This is a genomic window from Shinella sp. 1A1, assembly GCF_055379515.1.
Genome location: NZ_AP039671.1, coordinates 319,545 through 336,690 on the forward strand (window position 1 = coordinate 319,545; position 17,146 = coordinate 336,690).

Below are 17,146 nucleotides of genomic sequence, written 5' to 3' on the forward strand. Positions count from 1 at the left end.
CGCCAGCAAGGGATTTATCTTCTTTGCCGATGGCTACGTCCCATCGACGCCAGAAGCGTCTACGCCACCAATCGATGGCTACAAACGATGCGGCTAAGGCGAAGAGAGATACGACCGCGATCATTCGGCGCACCCACTTGATGAAGTGGTGTCCATGTACGCGCCGATCACTTCGGCCGCGACTTGCGGGACGATGGCATTGCCGTAGGCGCGCAGCTTTCCCACTCGGGCGGGAACCCCATGAGCCAGCAGACGAATTCCGGGTTCAACGCGCCTTGCTTTTCCGTCGGCTCCGACGAGGAACTCGGTTGCGCCCCAGTGCCCGCGGTGGTTAGCATGCCGATCGTCAGGCCGAAGCCGTTCCCGTTCCGGCCCTTTGCCTTTTCCCGCTCCCGCCTGGCCCACATCTTCAAAGGGTCGCCCCCCTCGAATTCGTGTGCTGCCGGCGTCGGCCACATTGCTCTCACCGCCGCCGGCAGCTTCAGAAAAATCTGCCGTGTCCCGTCCGGATACTTCTTCCCGTAGCAGTGCGTCGAGCCGGTCGCGTCGTTCTTGACTGGCGTCGGCCACAAACCAGAGGCGATCTCGTCGATGGGGCGCGTCGACGGCACAAGCCGGGACAACGGTCGCCCCGAAGGAGTATCCGATGCCTTCCAGATCAGAATGCACTCCGTCGAGCCAATTCTTTCCAACCGCTGCCGCAACCTGTTCTCCCATGACGACATCGGGCCGGCAGGCACGGATGAGTTCAAAGAACGTCGGCCAGAGGTGCCTTTCGTCCTTTTGCGCGCCTCCGCGGCCGGCGACGGAAAAGGGCTGGCAGGGGCAAGAACCTGTCCAAAGAGGTCGATCGTCTGACCAGCCGGCAAGTCGAGCAGCGACAGACCATCCGCCGATCCCGGCGAAGAAATGGCACTGGTCGTAACCTTTGAGGTCGTCGGGCTGGACATCCATGATGCTCCGTTCGTCAACGTCGCCGGGCGCGATATGTCCGGCGGAAATGAGGTTGCGCAGCCATTGAGCGGCGTACGGATCGATTTCGTTGTAGTAGGCACGGGCCGTCATTCGCCACCCCCGGTTCCAGTTGTCGGATTGAGGGTGGAAGGCATGTCCTGCCACTTCGGTTTTCCGCTGACGCGGCCGAATGCGGTGATCGAGCTCACGGTCGCGCTCGATAGCGCCGCGTTCATCTTCCGCGCCACCTTGTCGAGTACCTTAGCCTCGGCCTCGTCTCCACGTCCTTGCGCCTCCTGGGCGGCGCTCGCGACTGCGGCGAAGTCTTCTTCGCTGATATTGATGCTAGGCATCGCCGCCTCCGGTCAGTTTGCTGGCGACCGGCCGGCCGATCTCGACCGGCGGAACACCAAGGTTTCTGAGAAGATTGCGGCTATCGGCCCAGCGGGCGTGGCCAGTCCAGGCGGCGAGAAAGCGTCCCAGGCGCTCGTGCTCGCCGGCGGCGCGGTATGCCCTGATCTTGCGACGGGCGCGCGTGACGCTGTCGCGACGCAGCAGCTTATGGGTAGGCCAGATGCGATATCCGACGAAGTTCACGCCTCGGTGGACAGACTGGATGCTCCACTTCGAAAAGCGAAGGCCGAGCAGATCGCGGGAAAGGTCCTCGATGGAAGCGCGCACCTTGCGCAGGTGATCCTGATCGCGGCCGAGCACGACGATATCGTCCATGTAGCGATACCAGTAGCGCTCGCCGAGATCCTGCTGCAGGTGGCGATCGACGACGCCGGCGTAGACATTCGCGAATATCTGGGAAGTCAGATTGCCGATCGGCAGGCCAATGCCGGAGCGCGGAAGCATCGCTTCCAGGAGGCATAGCGTAGCGCGGCAGGAAATCTTTGCCTCGATCAACCGCCAGAGAGTGCCGCGCTCGATCGAATAAAAGTAACGCGAGAAATCCGTCTTCAGGGCATAGAGCGGGCCATCACGATCGAGACGCCGCATATCCGCCTGCAGGGCAATGGCGGCGGCATGGGTGCCCTTGCCCGGCCGGCAGGCGTAGCAGCGCGGCAGCAGGGTGGCGTCGAAGATCGGCGCGATGACGCGGGCAACGGCCTGCTGCGCGACGCGGTCCTCGAATGGCAATGCGCAGATCAGCCGTTCCTTCGGATCATAGATACGAAACTCGCTCGGCTCCCCCTGCTGATATGTGCCATCGCGCATGGCAGCCGCGAGCAGATGCAGGTTGAGAACGGAGTATTCCTTGAATTCGAGATAGCCGGGAGTGAGGCGCTTGCCGCGTGCGGTCAGGCGCAGGGCCTCGCGCATGTTGGCATCGGCCGTGATGAGGCCGATCAGGTTGCGGTACTTCTTCGCCATGAGAAACCTTTCGGCGAGACGCCGGCCACGGGTTTCGACGGCGCGACGGCCGCTACTCCCCGCTTTGCCGGACCTCGCAGTGTATTCGCCGAAGCTGGAAGGTTGGGCCGACCACCCTGGCGCGCGAGCGCCGGTGGAAAGTGGCCGACGCGGCCGTGACCGTCGCCGAGCCGGAAAGGGGTCGTCGCAGGCAGCGCGGACGCCGAGGTTCTCGTTCGAGTTCGCGGCCCAGTTGTCGAGGTTCGCGTACCGCGAGCCCGAGTTCGAGCCGTTGATCCACGAGCCGCCGAAGATGGACGGGCGCACCATAGCCATTACCCCGACCTCCCGCTGCGCTTCGCGGCGCCGATCCATGCTCCCAGCATCGCGCCGGTCTCGGCGATGTGGCCGAGCGCCACCCGATGCTGTTTGTGAGAGAGCAGCTTCTCCGCAACCGCGAAGCGCAACCAGAAGCGCAGCGTCGCCAGATGGGCATCCGCCACATAGAGCCGCGAAGACTGTTTCGATTTCGCGGCCTGGTAAAGGAGGCCGACCATGTCCATCAGCTGCCCGATCATGTTGTCGCGCAGAGCGCCGTGCCGGCGCGGAAAAGATTGAAGGATGGGGTAGAGATAGGTCACGGTTGCCTCGTATTTTTCGACGATCGCCAGGTCTCCGGCTCTCACATGTTCGTCGCGGTGCATGGCTGGCGATCGTCCGGTTCAGGAGGGATTTGCGCTTCCGCGCAAATCAGGCGGGCGACAGGTGGTCGCAGGCAGCGCGGACGCCGAGGTTCCCGCTCGAGCTCGCGGCCCAGCTGCCGAGGTACGCGTACCGCGAGCCCGAGAGCGAGCCGTCGAACCACGAGCCGCCGAAGATGGACGGGCGCGGATCGTCGGGATGGCCATCGGTGCCTCGCTGCCACATGGTGCCGGTCGCGTCGATGACGCCGCGTCGACTGACGAAACGCGCACCGCCATCCGCCATGCTCCCCGTCTTCACCGGGTCCGTGCCGCGCGAGCAACGCTCCTTGACGCCATAGGCACCGGCGAACGCCTCTTCCGCGCCCATCAACCGCTTGCCGTGGTGCGCGCAGATCTCGACGGCCGTGGCATGGTCGAGCCGCGCGTATCTGCCTTTCCCGTCCACGCGCTCGGGCAAGTCGCGCCCGTCGGCGATCGTCGCTCCGCAGCGGCTGGTGCCTCGCAGGTGATCGGCCGCGAGGAGATAGATATCCTCCCAGAACAGGCGGCCCTGGCCGATCTCCAGCAGTGTCATGCCGCGCGGGTCCGCGCAGGTCGGGCGGAAGTCGATGTCCCATGCAGAAAACGGATTGATCGAGGGAATGCCGTTGCCGCCCTCGGTACCTTCCGCGCATCCGCTCGGAGCGAAATGGAAACCGGCGACGAAGCCAATGGAAAGCGGATTGGCCGGCGCCAGAACGGCGGCGAAGGGTCTGCCATCTTCGTGCACGCCGACGCCATAATCGTAACCAGGCGCGAGCGCGCCGTAAACGTCGAGGGGCGTGTCGACGTCGAAGCCGTGAGCGTTGCCGCCGATGCGGATCACCGTGCCGGCGCGAATGCCGACGGCCTCCTTGCCGGCGACGTAGAGAATCGGCGCGGCAATGTCTGCACGCTCCACGATGATGTCGTTTTTCCTGATTGCGGCTATTGCCGTCATGGTCGTGGTCCTTCGATGGAGGGAGGGTGCGCCCGCGCTTTCGCGCGCGCGGATCAGGCGGCCAGGTGGTCGCAGGCAGCGCGGACGCCGAGGTTCTCGCTCGAGTACGCGGCCCAGACGTCGAGGTACGCGCACCGCGAGCCCGAGTTCGAGCCGTGGATCCACGAGCCGCCGAAGACGGACGGGCGCGGGTCGTCAGGATCGCCGTCGGTGATCCAGATCCAAACATTGCCCGTGGCCTGCATGCTGCCGGTCGCGCTGGTGCGGGCGGCGTCGAGGCCAGTCACCTTCGGATGCCGGTCGGCGGAGCTGCGTTCGGTGACGCCGTAGGCGCTGGCACGGGCCTCTTCATAGGTCGCCAGGCGCTTGCCGTGTTTCGCCAGGATCTCGACGGCGTCGTGATAGTTCAGCCGGCCAAGCGTCTCGCCGGTGGCGATGGTCGCGCCGCAGCGGCTCGTGCCGTAACGTTCGTGCTCGGTGCCAAGCAGGTAGATATCGTCCCAGAAAAGATGGGTGTTGCCGGCGTCAACCAGCTTCATGCCACGCGGATCCGGGCAGGCCGGACGGAAGCCGATATCCCAGAACGAGCAGGGGTTGATTGCCGGCGTCGTATCCCCGCCGGAGCGCGCCTTCGCATTGCCGCCCACCGCGAAATGAAAGCCGCCGATCCAGCCGGCTTCGATAGCGTTCTCGGGGCCAAGAAGAGAGGCGAAAGGTCGCCCTTCGTCGAGCCGCACGCCGTAATCCTCGCCGGGGACGAAGTCGGGCACGGCGATCTCGGTATCGTCGGCGAAGCTGAAGACGCCGGCGTCGCTCTTGATCATCGTGCCGGCACGGATGGCAAGCGACGCCGCGTCCCTGGCAATGAGGATGGGTGTCTGGTCGGGCCGCACAATGGTGGCGGCGGGTGTCTTGACTGCAATGTTCATTGTCCTTCTCCGGTGGGTTGGATGGTTTCGGGATTGGTGGCCGGCTCGACGGCGAGCCGCAGACAGGCGGCGGGGAAGACGTGCACGAATTCGCCGAACCCTTCGGCGACGCGCATGGCGACCTGGTAGAGGCGGTAGCCGTCGCCATCGAGATCTTCGCTGATGCCGACGATGCGGCCGGGACCGCCATAGCGCCCGCCGACCTTCTGGACGCGATCGCCCAGCAGGAAATCCGGCGTGTTGGCGAGGCTGCCGAGCGAAATGCTCTGCGCGTCGCGCTCGCGGCGGCGCCCTTCTTCGATGCCGGCACGGTAGGCGCCATTCTGTCGGCGACGGCGTTCCGACGCGTGATTGATGCTCATCGCCTCACTCCGCCACGAAGCGCGGCCGCATGGCCGACAGCAGGTAAAGTTCGGGAGAACCGTCGAGGGGGCGCATGACGACGGCCGTCATCTCGTCGGTCAGGCTCAATTCGATGTCGACCGAATGTATGCCCGACAGTGTCCTTTCGAGGCGTGGCGCCGAGTGCGCGACGACGAACCCGTCGGGCGCATTGATCTCGCCCTGCACGACGTCCGACGCGAAACCGCCCTCGGCCGTGAGCATGTCGATGCGCAGGCCCTCGGTCGTGACCCGCAGGCGAATGCCGTCATTCTTGGCATCGTCCACCATGGCCGCAACGCGCCTGACGCTGGATGCGAAGGCCTCGCGTGCGACGATGATCGTCTGCTCGGTGCGGGCGGGGATGACGCGCTCATAAACGGGATAGGTCCCGTCGATCAGCTTGGACTGGATCTCGACGCCATCATAGGCAACAGCGATCTTCGCCCTCGTCACCGCGATACGTGCGCCCTGCTTGGCGCCGTCCAGCAGCTTCCTGATCGGATCCGCGCCCATTGGCGGCAGGATGACGTGCGGATAGGAATTCTCGACCGGCGGAAAGACAACATTGCCTGCTTCGGGCATGATGACCTGCGCGAGATAGTGCCCGTCAGTCGCCGCGAGGACGATGCCCTTGCCCGCCTCACCGTTGTGCATGCAGAAGCCGCAGAGATAAGGACGGTCATCGATCTTGTTGACTGCATAAGCGACCTTTTTCAGGGCGTCGGCGACCTTCGCGCCGTCGATCTCGACCCAGCCGTCGCTGATGCGGCCGCCCATCTCCGGGAAGTCGGCGCCGGGCAGCGATGGTATCGAAAATGAGGAACGGCCGGAGCGGACGCCTACCTGATCCTTGAGGCGGCCTGGGCCGAAGGCGATCTCGGCGCTTTCCGGCATTTCCTTGAGGATGGCGGAAAGACGGCTGACGGGCAGCGCCACGGGCGCGAATTCCGTGCTCTCCATCATTTCGCACTCTGCCTCGATCTGGAGATCAAGGTTGGTGCAGCGCAGACGCAGCGCCGCGCCTTCCGGCTGGAGCAGAACGTGTCCGAGGATCGGGATCTTCGATTTCGTGTCCATCGCGTCGGATACGCGCGAAAGCGCAGGCAGAAGCGACGAGCGATGGATGGTGAACCAGATCTCAGCCATGCGCGTGATGCTCCGTGCCGCAGTTGCGGGCAAGCCGCATCTCGTCGACGGGGGGGCGCAGGTTGCATTGCGCGCCGGCGAGATCGTGGATCATCTGCAGCACTTCCTGCCGCGGCGCATTGTCCGCGACCAGGCGGTAGAGGCGCTCGATTTCTTCTCGGGTCAGCTCGACCATCACATTGCCCTCCAAATGGCGATGACCACGGCGCCGAAAGCGAGCGCGAGGAACGCGCCGGCGACGAGCAGGCAGCCGGATCGGTGGCTCGGATGCGAATGGAGGCTCGCGATGTAGTCCGGGTGTGCGCCTTCCATGGTCAGACCCTCGCCTCGGCGGCGAGCTGACGCTCGACTTCCGCGAGCTGCACTGCGCAGGCCATTCCGAAGATACCCAGCGCGAGGATCGAGCCGACGAGAACCCATCCGGCGGCGATGTCGGCCGTGCGCTCAAGGAGGCTCCTTTCGCGGGGGAGATCGATTTCCTTCTGCATGCCGGTCACTCCTTGCCGCCGATCACGACGGTCGAGACGATGCTTTTGCTCGGATGGCGGCGGCTGACGAAGAGACGCGCGTCGTCGGCATTCGCCGCGAGGACGTCGTGAATGCTCTTGTCGCCGAGCTTGATGCGGAAATGGTGCTGGACGACCTTCGCCACCGGCTTTGGGTGACGAAGGTTGAGGCGCTGATCGTAGATGTGATCAGTGAGCGCCATGGTCAGGCGGCCTTACGGCCGGGGCGGACAGCCTCGGCATTGGCGATTTCGGTCGCGGCCTCGCCGTAGACGGTGATTTCGAGGCGCGTGAACTTCATGCGGATCAGGCGCTCGACCGTGCAGTCGTCGCCGAGCTCGCGCATGGCGTTCGCCAGTGCACGGATGCGGGTATGCTGGGATTTCGAGAAGTGACGCATTGCTGCTCTCCGTTCTGAGGGAACCGGAGAGGCTGGCCGCCGCCGCGCTCGGGGACCTTGAGGTCAGCGGCGGCCTACCCGTCCGGGAGGAACGAAAAGAAAGTTGCATAAGTTGCAACTGCTGTAAAGGTGAAAAGTTGCACGTAATGCAACATTGAAGATTTACAACGTGCAACGCTGCCTGACTTCTCGCGCTTGCGAGGCGTTCGTGAGGTGCGCTAGCAATGTCTTGGGTTGTGTAATGGAGGGGATGTGTTTAATGCGCGGACTAGGGGTTGCGGCGTGTTTTCTGATTCTTTTGCCGTATGGCTCGGCTTTCGCTGGCGAGTTTCCGGAGGTAGATGAACTGACCACGATCTGCGTAGAGACGTCTCACAGAGGATTGTGTGAGGCTACGCGTGAAGCATTCAAGGATGATTGGGTCGCTGCGCAGCAGGGCGACTACCAGGCCCAGCGAAATATTGCCTTCTGTCTTTCGACCGGGTGTGATGGCGCTGTAGTCGTTGATCGCGTTGAAGGATGCGCGTGGCGAATGATCATCCAGGCATCCGGAGCGCGACAGGAGCCGACTGAGCGGGAAAGCTTTCGGAATGCGTGCGATCTCGGCGCATCAGGTCGTCGTGATTCGTTGGCTCGCGCAGAGACCATGTTCAAATCGATCTATCGGAAGCGTATGCCTCTGGAGAGGCTGCTCAACTGATGATGATCAGTCGCTGGTACCGGTCTTTTCCGATTTGAACAGAATTTTGAGCATGTCGATGGCCTGCGCTTTTTGTTCTTCTGTCTTGTCGCGGAAAAATTTGGCCAACCAGTCATCATTAGGATCTCGAAAGAGACCGTGAACATCGGTACTGAAGAGTGCCGCGAGCTTTTCCAGGTATTCAGGCTTGGGAAGAGTACCTCCGAACCACCGCGAGACTAGCCCTTTGTCAGCACCTGTGGCGTTGACGATGTCCACCTGCGCTAGGCCGCGATGCTCCGCCCACTCAGCAATAAAGTGAATTCGGACAGGCGTTTTGTCTGTGTGGATCGTCGTAATGTTGCTCATGTTGCAACTGTAGCCGCCGCCATTTCGTGTGGCGTTAAACTCACGTGCAACATGGGGGCTTGCAGAAAGTTGCAACTTATGCAACTTTCCATTTATGGAAACGCTGTCGCCCATAGCAAAGTACCGTCTTGAGAACAATCGGATGTCGCAGGAGGAGTTCGGCTCCCTGTTCGATCCACCGGTGGACAAATCGACGATTCACCGTTGGGAAAAGAACGGCGTACCGATCGAGCGGGTGTTACTTGTCGAAGCAAGGACCGGAATATCGCGCCACGTTCAGCGTCCTGATGCATTCGGTCCGGTTCCTGAGGCCGCCGAATGACGCCAACCTCAAAACCGTCCCCCTTACATCAACCGGCCTCGTCGTTTCCCCGGTTGATGCGGCCCGCTGCGGGCTCTCCTCCTCCAGCCCTGCAGCACGCGGACGGCGGGTCTTGTCTCGCCGTCCGCAGGCCCATTCATGTTCCCCCCGAGTGCGCGATGCGTCCCGATCTGCCGATTGGCGGGCGTGTTCGCACCACCTGGCGCCGGAACGCGGTCGCGAAAGACCTTCCGTGGCGGACCGTTCCGGCGCCTTTTTTCCATCCTGTCGCATGCGGACCTCCAATGAGTTGATCGCCCGCCTGTTCTGACAGTTTCGACCTCTTCCCCATACGGGAAAACCCGACCGGATTTCCCGGTGCGGGAACGATCTTGCGCGCGTGGAGAAAAAGCCATGACCGATACAATGACGAATGCGTGGTTTCATCGCCTGAAGGCTGCGGCCCGGCAGCTCATCAAGCTCAATGGCGGCATCGAGGCCTGCGTGCCGATCCTCTCCATCTCGAAAACCGAGATCGGGCGCTGGAACGTGGCGACGAGCGCGGACCTACCGCCGGTCGAGGCCGTCATCCGCCTGGAGGCGGAATGCGGCGAGCCGATCTTCACCCGCGCCATGGCGGAGCTGCACGGCTGCACGCTGACCAACCCGCGCGACACGCCGGCCGACGGCAGGTGCCTCATGCGCGACAACGCGGAGTTCCAGCAGCGCAACGCCGAATTCATGAGCGGCCTTGCCTCGGCCATGGCCGATCGCGTCGTGACGCCGGCCGAAGCGGTGCGCTCGTTGCGCGATCTCGAAGCCGTGGAACGCACGTTGCCGGACCTGAAGACCGGCCTCACCCAGATCATCGCGCAGGGCGGCGGCCGCGCCGGCCTCAAGGTTGTCGGGGAGATGGAATAATGGCCTTCGAAACCATCGTTCCCAAGGCAGCCGTGAAATCGGGCGCCTTCAAGATCATGTCCGTCGCCCGGCAGGGGGGGGCATTCCGCCTCGTCCTCTCCATTCCGAGCACCCGGTACACGCTCGCATTCGGTCAGGCAGACCGGCTGACGGTCAAGATCGGCAGCGGTTCGGACGAGGGGCGCATGGCGCTGATTCCGGACCCTCAGGGTGCTTTCAAGCCGACGTTTCTGAAGCATGCGGTCATCCTGCGTCTGCCGGAACTCGATTTCACGCCACAATTCAAGGCCGAGGCCGCCGACCCGGAAACGAAGAAATCGACCGATGGCGGGCTGATCGTCACCTTGCCGGAATGGGCATGGAAAGCGGAACGGCAGAAGGCGATCCTCAAGGCGCGCGAACATGTCGAGCGCGAGCGGGCGGCGGAGCGTAGCCGATGACGCGCACGAAATCGCACCGAGACATTCATCGCCGTGACCGGCACACCGTCAACGCGCCAGCCCGGCCCATGCCGGCCGATCCGGCGGGCCCGCGCGGCGTTGCGCTTCTTCGCCGCGTCCGCGAGGCGGGCGGCACCTACAAATGCGAGCGGAACCGCGACCGTGATGCGGCTGGCCGCTGCGAAATGCTCGGTTATGTGCGTCGCGATACGCGAGACGAGGAACTGCTCCATCTCACCCATGACGGGCTGGCGCATCTCGACCGATTGATGAGGGCGGTGTGATGGCCCTCAGCCCAGATCAGACTGCCATCCTCGCCGCCACGCTCTCCGGCGGCTCTTTCCGTTCTGAGACCCAAGGCCAGACGATCAAATGCAGGAGCCTGAACGCCAAGGGCTTGCTGCGGCGCGATCCGAAGGATGGAGCGCTGTGGTATCCCACGGATGCCGCAGCCCAGTTGAATATCGCACCGGTCGCTACACCACCCACCGGGCCGCCGCGCCTGCCTCACCATCCGCTTGCCGGTCTGTTCCCGATGTTGCCGGACGACGACCTGCGCCGGCTGGCCGACGACATCGAGACGCGCGGTCAGGAGGAACCAGTCTGGCTGCTCGACGGGAAGATCATCGACGGTCGCAACCGCGAGGCCGCCTGCGCGCTGCTCGGCATCGATGCCTGGACGAAGGATTATGAGGGAAAGGACCCGCTCGGGTTCGTCCTCTCCCTGAACCTTCATCGCCGGCACCTTACCGAAAGCCAGCGCGCCATGGTGGCGGCGCGGATCGTCGACTGGGAAAAGGGCATGAACCAGTCCACAGCCGGGTCTGCAAATTTGCAGACCCGCGAGGCGGCGCGCCGACTATCGATTTCCGAGCGCGCCGTCGCGGCGGCCAAGCGCGTTCGTGACCAGGGTATCGAGCAGCTTTCCGACGCGATCCGGGACGGACGTATTTCGGTCAATGCCGGCGAGGCGATCAGCTTTCTTGAGCGCGAAGAGCAGGAGAAGGTGCTGCGTCAGGAGGAGAAGGCCGTCATCCAGCGCGCCAAGGAAATCCGGGCAGAGCGATCGAAGCTACGGCACACGGTTCGCCTTGCGCATATGGCGCATGTCGTCGATCGCGGACAGGCGGCGGCCGGGCGCATCGAGACGAAATATCCCGTCATCTATGCCGATCCTCCCTGGCAATTCGGCGTGCGCAGCGAGGTGACGGGGCGGGAGAAGAGCGCCGAGAACCATTATCCGACCATGCCGACGGACGCCATCTGCTCGCTGTTCGAGGAGATCGGCGATCCGGCGAAGCGCGATGCGGTGCTGTTCCTCTGGGCGACGAACCCGATGCTGCCCGACGCCTTCCGCGTGATGGCGGCCTGGGGCTTTGCCTATGTCCATCACTGGATATGGGACAAGGAGGTCGCCGGTACAGGCTATTGGGGCCGCGACCGGCACGAGTTGCTGCTGATCGGCAAGCGCGGCGATCCTGTCGCGCCTTTGCCCGGCACGCAGCCGGAGACGGTCTTCCGCGAGCGGAAGGGTCCGCACAGCGCCAAGCCGGACTGGTTCGCCGAGCAGATCGAGCGGCTCTATCCCGATATGCTGCGGCTGGAGATGTTCTGCCGGTCCCCGCGGCCCGGCTGGCACGCGTGGGGCTATGAGGCGGCCTCACCGGAAAGCGAGGTGGCATGAGCGATGCACGCTTTTCCATCATTCCCGGATGGATCGTCACCGACCCGCGTCTCAAGGGGCGCGACCTACAGGTTCTCTGCCTTCTGGGCCGGCATACAAGCAGCAAACACGGCTGGTGCCGGCGCTCTCAGGTGAAGATGGCCGAAGAGCTTTCTCTTGCCCGCTCGACCGTGCAGGCGAGTATCGACAGGCTCGTCGAGATCGGCGGTGTCGAGCGCCGTGTCGTCGTAAGCCAGAGCGGCCGCGACAGCGCACACTGGTATCGGGTGATCTACGATCGCGAGATTTCCAGCAATGCAATTGCTGCATGGGACGTCGAAGACGAGAAGGAATTCGGTCCTATTGGCGATGCGGAAGAGGCCATTACCCCCTGCCGGTATACCGGCACCCCTGCCGACATACCGGCACCCCCTGCCGACTCTGGGCCGGCACCCCCTGCCGACTCTGGGCCGGCACCCCCTGCCGACTCTGGGCCGGCACCTATTAACGACTCTACCTTAACGGCTTCTGCTGAACCGAGAGAGAAAGAGCGCGAGCGCGACGATTGGAATGGGGAAGAAAATCCCAAGGCGATAGAGCGCGCATTCCGGCGCTGGTTCCCGACATGGCCGACCTATGTCGCAGACAGCGAGGATGAGGCTCGCCGGGAGTGGGGTCGCCTCGCTGCTCACGAGCGCCAGCAGGCAGCCGAGTTGACGGAGCAATACGCTGCCGCCGTGAGGGCGGCGAAGCGCACGACGACATGTTCCGCGGCGGTGTATCTGCGCGAGAAACGCTGGTTGAAACTTCCGGCAAAGGCCGAAACCGACAAGGCTCCGGCCGCAGAGCGTCCCTTTGGCAAGGGGTGGGGCGCTCTGCGCGCGGTCGAACTGCTGCAGCCGAACAGACCTCTGCCTCCTCCGCCGCCCTTCGTCCAGCAGATGATTGTTGCCGGCAAAATCGATCATCGTGTCGATGAACGCGAGCGGATGGCCAAGCATGGATGGCCGGTCGTCACCGAGATGCATGAGCGTGCCACAGCCTATCGCGGCATGCTCGTACCTCAGTCCGTCAAGGCGCTTGGTGACGATTTCGTCGGCGTGAGGGTCGGTAGTGACCTGTGGCTCGCGTGGAAGCGGCTGCATGAGGCGCGCGGGTGGCCGTGGCTGCCGGATACCGGAAAGCAGCAGTTCGTCTACTTCCCTGCCGTGCCTGACGGCATGGAGGGTGATTTCGACAGCCTCGTCGCGGCGGCGATCGAGGCATTCGCGGCAAGGGTTCGAGAGGTGCGGGGCGATGAACATGCAGCATAACACATGGTGCGGAACGCCGATCGGGAAGGGTCGCGATTCGGATCAAGGCCGAACCATTAAGCTCGACCGGCTCGCCGCAGAGGCGAATCGCACCGTGAGCGGAAGGGTCTGGTACGCCGCCCGCGTATGGACCGGCCGAGAATTATCTGTGCAAAAGGCGCTTGCCGAATTGGATATCGAGACATCGATACCGATGCGGATGGGTCCGGAACTACGTCGTCGTGGGCGCGTAATACCCTCCCAACCCATGCCTGCAATTCATGGTTATGTCATCGTCCGCATGCCGCCGGATGGTGCCGTTCTGGCCGCCCTGACGGCAATTGAGCACTTCATCGAGATCGTCGGCGGTTATGAGAATCCGATGCCGATACCCAATGAAGATGTAAAACGCTTCAAGGCATTGGCCGATGAAGGGCTGTATGATTGGGACCGTGAAGTGGAGCGACGCTTCAAGGTTGGCGACAAGGCGAGCATCGTTGGTGGCCTCTTCTACGGAGCGAGTTGTGAAATCATCTCCTGCCGTGATGATGGCTTAGGCGACGCCGTCGTATTGGTCAGCCTGCTCGGTAAGACCGTGCCCATGACGGTGCCTCTTGCAATTCTCGAAGAGTCGTGAGAGTCATTTCGGTACTGGATGAGCTGATGATCCTGCAGTGAGCCTCTGAGAACGCCTAGCCAGCGGGGAGCAATCCCGAGGTCGGTACACCGGTCAGCCCCAGCCCTGTCAGCCTCGATGACGAGGCACCGATTCAGGGCCAGTGCTACAGCTATGACCGGATGACAGAAGGCGGCCGAAGGGTCGCCTTTCGTGCATCAAAGGGTATGAGCATGCAGCTAGTCTTCGATGCATCCGAGATCGACGTTCTTGGTCGCTCCGTCGCTCGCCTACCTGGTGAGATAAAGGCCAAGGCGTTTGCACGAGCAATGCGCCGAATGCGCGACATGGCACGGACGCGCATAGTTCGAGAAACATCTAGGCGCACCGATCTGCCGGTAGGCATGGTTCGCGCGCTGACCACAGCGGCATTCAACGCTGGAGGGCACTCTGTCGAAGTCGTGATGAAGTCCGATTGGATCGGACTAGCCAAGCTGCCGCACCAGCAAACTGCCGAAGGCGTTCGCGTTAAAGGTCGAGGTCTACTGAAATCAGCTTTCCGAGCCAAGATGAAGAGCGGACACGTCGGCGTCATGATCAGATCGGGTTCCGAGCGCCTGCCGATTCGCGAACTCTTTGGTCCGAACCCCTCGCACGACATCACCAACAATCCGGACGAGTACGTCAAGGTGCTGGCCCAATTGATCGAGGAGCATCTCGCGCCTCGCGTCCTCCACGAGCTGGGTCGCCTTCTCCCCGGCTGACCTCCTCACGGGTCCTTCCCCGGCACCCCTCCCTTGCGGGCCGGGACGAGCCCGAAATTTCGCTAGTCAGATCGGTTGATAAACTGACCTGACATCCCTGACTGACATTGCGGAAACCCTGACAAAGAGCCTGACGATGAGCGCGACAGACGACGGCGGCGTTTGGGTCTCCGTGGCCGACCTCGCCAAACGCAAAGGCGTGACGCGACAAAGCGCCAGCGAGCGGATTGCTAAGCTGGAGCGCGACGGTCTGATCGTCACGCGCCGTGAGGGGCGCAGCAAGCTCGTCGAGCTGGCGACTTACGATCGCGTCGTCGGCCAGGTCGGTGACGTGTTCCGAGAGCAGGCCGCCGAAACGAAGCAGGCCGCCACGCGCGAACCACAAGCGAGCGGTCCGCTGCGCGACGCCCAGGCTGAGCGCGCACAGTATGAGGCAAAGCTCAAGGCGCTCGACTTTGCGGAGCGCACTGGTCAGGTCGTCGCAGTCCGTGGTCCTCATGGCGTCGAAACGGCCATGATCCGCATCGTCGAGCAGATCGTCCGCGAACTGCAGCAGCCCTTCGACTGGATCCCTGACCTGATCGAAGCCTCATCGCAAGGCGAGCCGGCCATGCGGCGCGTTCTTCGCAAGAAGATCCACAAGCAGAGGCAGGCCATTTCCGCAAAAATGACGGCGCTTCTCGGTGAGGCGCTGGACGCAGAAGCAGCCGGCGTCGAGGTCGACCTGGCTTCCGGAGACGAATGATGAAGGTCACGCTTAAACGTTCGGCGCTCGCCGTTCTCGCCGCCGTCGTTGCGGCCGGCGTCATGCCGGAAGACCAACTCATGCCGTCTGCCTGGGCTGAGACCTATCTTCACGTGCCGGATGGACCGAAGGCGGGAAGCCTGTGGGACGCGAGCCTGACGCCGTACATCCGCGAGCCACTCGACATGATGGCGACGGACAGCGGCGTCAATGAGGTGGCTGTGCGCAAGTCGGCGCAAACCGGTTTCACGATTATGATCATCGCGGCGGCCGGGCATATGATCGATACCGAGCCATGCCGCGCCATGATCGTGCAGCCGACAACGGGCGCGCTGTCCGACTTCAACAAGGACAAGCTCTCGGTCTCGATCGAGACATCACCCGTTCTCAAGCGCAAGGTTAAGCCGCAGACATCCCGCGATGGTGACGCGTCGACGACGACATCAAAGCGCTATGCTGGCGGATCGCTGACGCTTGCCATTGCCAATTCCGCGGCGGACCTTCGATCGAAGACGATCAAGAAGGCCTACCTCGACGAGGTTGATGAGTATCCGGATGACCTCGACGGCCAGGGTGACCCTCTCGCGATGATCGAGGCGCGTCAGGAATCCTTCCTGATGTCCGGCGAGTGGCTGCGCGCCTATGTTTCGACCCCGACCGTCAAGGGTGCCTCGAAAATCGATGACCTATTCGAGGCCGGGGACCAGAGGTACTGGTGCATGCCTTGCCCGGGCTGCGGCGACGAGTTCCGGTTCGTCTTTGATCGGAAGCATTTCCGGTTCAATGACACCTACCCTTATGAAGCTCATTATGTGACGCCATGCTGCGGCACGATCGTCGAGGCACATGAGAAGGTTTCCTTGATGCGCAAGGGGCGCTGGGTTCCTTTGGCATCTCGGCCCGGCGCATATCCGTCGTATCATTTCGACGCGCTCAGCTCGCCGTTCGTGCCATGGGACAAGATCGCCTCGCGTTTCATCTCTGCCAATGGCGATCCACTCAAGCTGAAGGCATTTCATAATCTCACGCTCGGGCTCGCTTACGAAATGAAGGGCGACGCACCGGATCATGTCCGCCTGATGGAGCGCCGTAGCGAAGTCCTCAAGCGCGGGCATATCCCGGCACAGGGGCTCATCCTCACGGGCGCGGCCGATATTCAGGGTGCCGGGATCTGGTATTCGATCCGCGCATATGCATCCGACCGCCAGTCGTATGTCGTCGATGCCGGCTACATCGCCGGTGACACTGATGATCCGCATGCTGGCGCTTTTCTCAAGCTGGAAGAAATCCGCACGAAGAAATGGCCGGACGCTTTTGGGAAGACGCGAGAGATCGATCTTTTTGCCGTCGACTCCGGCTTCCGCTCCCACGTTGTTTACACATGGGTGCGTGGAAAGATGCGCACCTTCGCCGTGAAGGGTCTCGATGGCTGGTCGCGCCCCGCTCTCGGTCAGCCATCCAAGGTCGATATCGACTTTCGTGGTGAGCGTGTGCGTGGCGGCGCCATGGTCTGGGGGGTCGGCACATGGTCATTGAAAGGTGCGTTTTACGCTGATCTCCGCAAGGAGGGCATGGCTGCCGGTCAGCCTGTCGACCCGCCGGGATTTATCCATTTCGGTACATGGATGGATGAGGTCTATTTCCGTCAGATCACCTCGGAATATCTCGGAACCGTCAAGGTCAAGGGTCGCGTAAAACGGCAGTGGGTGCCGCGGGCTGGCGAGGAAAACCACCTCCTCGACTGTGAAGTCTACAACAATGCGCTTGCTGACTATCTCGGTGTTTCCCGCATGACGCCCCAGGAATGGGGACGATTGGCGGCCATGCGCGGTGTTCCTGAATCGATCCGGTCTCCGGATCTCTTTGCGCCCGAGCCGCTTGTCGTCAGCGCGCCAGTCGCGGAAGTGGCGAGCGTGGAGACGAGCAGCGGCGGACGCGACAATGATGATCATGCGGTCGATTGGTTCGATGGCGGACCGTCTTTCTGGGATCGATGAA

General features: G+C 62.9%; 24 protein-coding genes. 10 read left to right on the top strand and 14 right to left on the bottom strand.

The features are described from left to right. Positions 1-120 precede the first annotated feature (120 nt). The 14 genes from ACZ48C_RS01605 to ACZ48C_RS01670 all read right to left on the bottom strand — a co-directional run bounded on the left by ACZ48C_RS01605 (position 121) and on the right by ACZ48C_RS01670 (position 8,520). Positions 121-1,065 carry a DNA cytosine methyltransferase gene (locus ACZ48C_RS01605; protein ID WP_464781980.1) on the bottom strand — a complete coding sequence of 315 codons (945 nt, stop codon included), beginning with the start codon at positions 1,063-1,065 and terminating at the stop codon, positions 121-123. Next, positions 1,062-1,307: a hypothetical protein gene (locus ACZ48C_RS01610; RefSeq protein ID WP_464781981.1), complete on the bottom strand. Its 246-nt coding sequence runs from the start codon at positions 1,305-1,307 to the stop codon at positions 1,062-1,064. Before ACZ48C_RS01610 ends, ACZ48C_RS01605 begins: the two co-directional genes overlap by 4 nt. Beyond that, on the bottom strand, positions 1,300-2,331 hold the full coding sequence (locus tag ACZ48C_RS01615; RefSeq protein WP_464781982.1) for a reverse transcriptase domain-containing protein: 1,032 nt from the start codon (positions 2,329-2,331) through the stop codon (positions 1,300-1,302). The genes ACZ48C_RS01610 and ACZ48C_RS01615 overlap by 8 nt, the downstream gene beginning before the upstream one ends. A gap of 314 nt (positions 2,332-2,645) precedes the next feature. Continuing rightward, positions 2,646-3,014 (bottom strand): diversity-generating retroelement protein Avd, encoded by a 369-nt coding sequence (avd, locus tag ACZ48C_RS01620; protein WP_464781983.1) that lies wholly within the window; start codon positions 3,012-3,014, stop codon positions 2,646-2,648. Positions 3,015-3,060: 46 nt separating this feature from the next. After that, complete coding sequence (locus ACZ48C_RS01625; protein ID WP_464781984.1) at positions 3,061-3,993, bottom strand: phage major tropism determinant; 933 nt, start codon at positions 3,991-3,993, stop codon at positions 3,061-3,063. A 53-nt stretch (positions 3,994-4,046) separates the two neighbouring features. Next, complete coding sequence (locus ACZ48C_RS01630; protein ID WP_464781985.1) at positions 4,047-4,922, bottom strand: phage major tropism determinant; 876 nt, start codon at positions 4,920-4,922, stop codon at positions 4,047-4,049. Beyond that, the gene (locus ACZ48C_RS01635) at positions 4,919-5,284 is read right to left on the bottom strand and encodes a hypothetical protein (protein WP_464781986.1); all 366 of its coding nucleotides are present in this window, start codon (positions 5,282-5,284) and stop codon (positions 4,919-4,921) included. The genes ACZ48C_RS01630 and ACZ48C_RS01635 overlap by 4 nt, the downstream gene beginning before the upstream one ends. Before the next feature lie 4 nt (positions 5,285-5,288). Beyond that, a complete protein-coding gene (gene dnaN, locus ACZ48C_RS01640) occupies positions 5,289-6,452 on the bottom strand; it encodes a DNA polymerase III subunit beta (RefSeq protein WP_464781987.1) in 1,164 nt (387 codons plus the stop codon). After that, complete coding sequence (locus ACZ48C_RS01645; protein WP_464781988.1) at positions 6,445-6,627, bottom strand: hypothetical protein; 183 nt, start codon at positions 6,625-6,627, stop codon at positions 6,445-6,447. The genes dnaN and ACZ48C_RS01645 overlap by 8 nt, the downstream gene beginning before the upstream one ends. Further along, positions 6,627-6,764, bottom strand: coding sequence for a hypothetical protein (locus ACZ48C_RS01650; protein WP_464781989.1), 138 nt, complete (start codon positions 6,762-6,764; stop codon positions 6,627-6,629). The genes ACZ48C_RS01645 and ACZ48C_RS01650 overlap by 1 nt, the downstream gene beginning before the upstream one ends. Before the next feature lie 2 nt (positions 6,765-6,766). Then, positions 6,767-6,940 (bottom strand): hypothetical protein, encoded by a 174-nt coding sequence (locus ACZ48C_RS01655; RefSeq protein WP_464781990.1) that lies wholly within the window; start codon positions 6,938-6,940, stop codon positions 6,767-6,769. Positions 6,941-6,945: 5 nt separating this feature from the next. Beyond that, on the bottom strand, positions 6,946-7,161 hold the full coding sequence (locus ACZ48C_RS01660; protein WP_464781991.1) for a hypothetical protein: 216 nt from the start codon (positions 7,159-7,161) through the stop codon (positions 6,946-6,948). A gap of 2 nt (positions 7,162-7,163) precedes the next feature. Continuing rightward, positions 7,164-7,358 carry a hypothetical protein gene (locus ACZ48C_RS01665; protein ID WP_464781992.1) on the bottom strand — a complete coding sequence of 65 codons (195 nt, stop codon included), beginning with the start codon at positions 7,356-7,358 and terminating at the stop codon, positions 7,164-7,166. 706 nt (positions 7,359-8,064) lie between these two features. Next, entirely contained in the window at positions 8,065-8,520 is a 456-nt protein-coding gene (locus ACZ48C_RS01670; protein ID WP_464781993.1) for a helix-turn-helix domain-containing protein, read from the bottom strand. Positions 8,521-8,548: 28 nt separating this feature from the next. Between ACZ48C_RS01670 and ACZ48C_RS01675 the strand changes: the two genes are divergently transcribed. From ACZ48C_RS01675 to ACZ48C_RS01720, 10 genes are all read left to right on the top strand, one after another. After that, a complete protein-coding gene (locus ACZ48C_RS01675; protein ID WP_464781994.1) occupies positions 8,549-8,728 on the top strand; it encodes a hypothetical protein in 180 nt (59 codons plus the stop codon). Between the two features lie 393 nt (positions 8,729-9,121). Further along, positions 9,122-9,628: a hypothetical protein gene (locus tag ACZ48C_RS01680; RefSeq protein WP_464781995.1), complete on the top strand. Its 507-nt coding sequence runs from the start codon at positions 9,122-9,124 to the stop codon at positions 9,626-9,628. After that, positions 9,628-10,068 carry a hypothetical protein gene (locus ACZ48C_RS01685; RefSeq protein WP_464781996.1) on the top strand — a complete coding sequence of 147 codons (441 nt, stop codon included), beginning with the start codon at positions 9,628-9,630 and terminating at the stop codon, positions 10,066-10,068. Before ACZ48C_RS01680 ends, ACZ48C_RS01685 begins: the two co-directional genes overlap by 1 nt. Beyond that, positions 10,065-10,352: a hypothetical protein gene (locus tag ACZ48C_RS01690; protein WP_464781997.1), complete on the top strand. Its 288-nt coding sequence runs from the start codon at positions 10,065-10,067 to the stop codon at positions 10,350-10,352. Before ACZ48C_RS01685 ends, ACZ48C_RS01690 begins: the two co-directional genes overlap by 4 nt. Beyond that, positions 10,352-11,752 carry an MT-A70 family methyltransferase gene (locus ACZ48C_RS01695; protein WP_464781998.1) on the top strand — a complete coding sequence of 467 codons (1,401 nt, stop codon included), beginning with the start codon at positions 10,352-10,354 and terminating at the stop codon, positions 11,750-11,752. The genes ACZ48C_RS01690 and ACZ48C_RS01695 overlap by 1 nt, the downstream gene beginning before the upstream one ends. Continuing rightward, positions 11,749-13,044: a helix-turn-helix domain-containing protein gene (locus ACZ48C_RS01700; protein ID WP_464781999.1), complete on the top strand. Its 1,296-nt coding sequence runs from the start codon at positions 11,749-11,751 to the stop codon at positions 13,042-13,044. The genes ACZ48C_RS01695 and ACZ48C_RS01700 overlap by 4 nt, the downstream gene beginning before the upstream one ends. Beyond that, the gene (gene nusG, locus ACZ48C_RS01705) at positions 13,028-13,660 is read left to right on the top strand and encodes a transcription termination/antitermination protein NusG (RefSeq protein ID WP_464782000.1); all 633 of its coding nucleotides are present in this window, start codon (positions 13,028-13,030) and stop codon (positions 13,658-13,660) included. The genes ACZ48C_RS01700 and nusG overlap by 17 nt, the downstream gene beginning before the upstream one ends. A gap of 212 nt (positions 13,661-13,872) precedes the next feature. Beyond that, positions 13,873-14,403 (top strand): hypothetical protein, encoded by a 531-nt coding sequence (locus ACZ48C_RS01710; protein WP_464782001.1) that lies wholly within the window; start codon positions 13,873-13,875, stop codon positions 14,401-14,403. Positions 14,404-14,533: 130 nt separating this feature from the next. Beyond that, on the top strand, positions 14,534-15,148 hold the full coding sequence (locus tag ACZ48C_RS01715; protein ID WP_464782756.1) for a winged helix-turn-helix domain-containing protein: 615 nt from the start codon (positions 14,534-14,536) through the stop codon (positions 15,146-15,148). After that, positions 15,145-17,145 (top strand): phage terminase large subunit family protein, encoded by a 2,001-nt coding sequence (locus tag ACZ48C_RS01720; protein ID WP_464782002.1) that lies wholly within the window; start codon positions 15,145-15,147, stop codon positions 17,143-17,145. Before ACZ48C_RS01715 ends, ACZ48C_RS01720 begins: the two co-directional genes overlap by 4 nt. Position 17,146: the final 1 nt, after the last annotated feature.

Coding starts and splice junctions, on each gene's coding strand:
- ACZ48C_RS01605 (WP_464781980.1), bottom strand. CDS start 1,065: ATGACGGCCCGTGCCTACTACAACGAAATCGATCCGTACGCCGCTCAA.
- ACZ48C_RS01610 (WP_464781981.1), bottom strand. CDS start 1,307: ATGCCTAGCATCAATATCAGCGAAGAAGACTTCGCCGCAGTCGCGAGC.
- ACZ48C_RS01615 (WP_464781982.1), bottom strand. CDS start 2,331: ATGGCGAAGAAGTACCGCAACCTGATCGGCCTCATCACGGCCGATGCC.
- avd (WP_464781983.1), bottom strand. CDS start 3,014: ATGCACCGCGACGAACATGTGAGAGCCGGAGACCTGGCGATCGTCGAA.
- ACZ48C_RS01625 (WP_464781984.1), bottom strand. CDS start 3,993: ATGACGGCAATAGCCGCAATCAGGAAAAACGACATCATCGTGGAGCGT.
- ACZ48C_RS01630 (WP_464781985.1), bottom strand. CDS start 4,922: ATGAACATTGCAGTCAAGACACCCGCCGCCACCATTGTGCGGCCCGAC.
- ACZ48C_RS01635 (WP_464781986.1), bottom strand. CDS start 5,284: ATGAGCATCAATCACGCGTCGGAACGCCGTCGCCGACAGAATGGCGCC.
- dnaN (WP_464781987.1), bottom strand. CDS start 6,452: ATGGCTGAGATCTGGTTCACCATCCATCGCTCGTCGCTTCTGCCTGCG.
- ACZ48C_RS01645 (WP_464781988.1), bottom strand. CDS start 6,627: ATGGTCGAGCTGACCCGAGAAGAAATCGAGCGCCTCTACCGCCTGGTC.
- ACZ48C_RS01650 (WP_464781989.1), bottom strand. CDS start 6,764: ATGGAAGGCGCACACCCGGACTACATCGCGAGCCTCCATTCGCATCCG.
- ACZ48C_RS01655 (WP_464781990.1), bottom strand. CDS start 6,940: ATGCAGAAGGAAATCGATCTCCCCCGCGAAAGGAGCCTCCTTGAGCGC.
- ACZ48C_RS01660 (WP_464781991.1), bottom strand. CDS start 7,161: ATGGCGCTCACTGATCACATCTACGATCAGCGCCTCAACCTTCGTCAC.
- ACZ48C_RS01665 (WP_464781992.1), bottom strand. CDS start 7,358: ATGCGTCACTTCTCGAAATCCCAGCATACCCGCATCCGTGCACTGGCG.
- ACZ48C_RS01670 (WP_464781993.1), bottom strand. CDS start 8,520: ATGGGCGACAGCGTTTCCATAAATGGAAAGTTGCATAAGTTGCAACTT.
- ACZ48C_RS01675 (WP_464781994.1), top strand. CDS start 8,549: ATGTCGCAGGAGGAGTTCGGCTCCCTGTTCGATCCACCGGTGGACAAA.
- ACZ48C_RS01680 (WP_464781995.1), top strand. CDS start 9,122: ATGACCGATACAATGACGAATGCGTGGTTTCATCGCCTGAAGGCTGCG.
- ACZ48C_RS01685 (WP_464781996.1), top strand. CDS start 9,628: ATGGCCTTCGAAACCATCGTTCCCAAGGCAGCCGTGAAATCGGGCGCC.
- ACZ48C_RS01690 (WP_464781997.1), top strand. CDS start 10,065: ATGACGCGCACGAAATCGCACCGAGACATTCATCGCCGTGACCGGCAC.
- ACZ48C_RS01695 (WP_464781998.1), top strand. CDS start 10,352: ATGGCCCTCAGCCCAGATCAGACTGCCATCCTCGCCGCCACGCTCTCC.
- ACZ48C_RS01700 (WP_464781999.1), top strand. CDS start 11,749: ATGAGCGATGCACGCTTTTCCATCATTCCCGGATGGATCGTCACCGAC.
- nusG (WP_464782000.1), top strand. CDS start 13,028: ATGAACATGCAGCATAACACATGGTGCGGAACGCCGATCGGGAAGGGT.
- ACZ48C_RS01710 (WP_464782001.1), top strand. CDS start 13,873: ATGCAGCTAGTCTTCGATGCATCCGAGATCGACGTTCTTGGTCGCTCC.
- ACZ48C_RS01720 (WP_464782002.1), top strand. CDS start 15,145: ATGATGAAGGTCACGCTTAAACGTTCGGCGCTCGCCGTTCTCGCCGCC.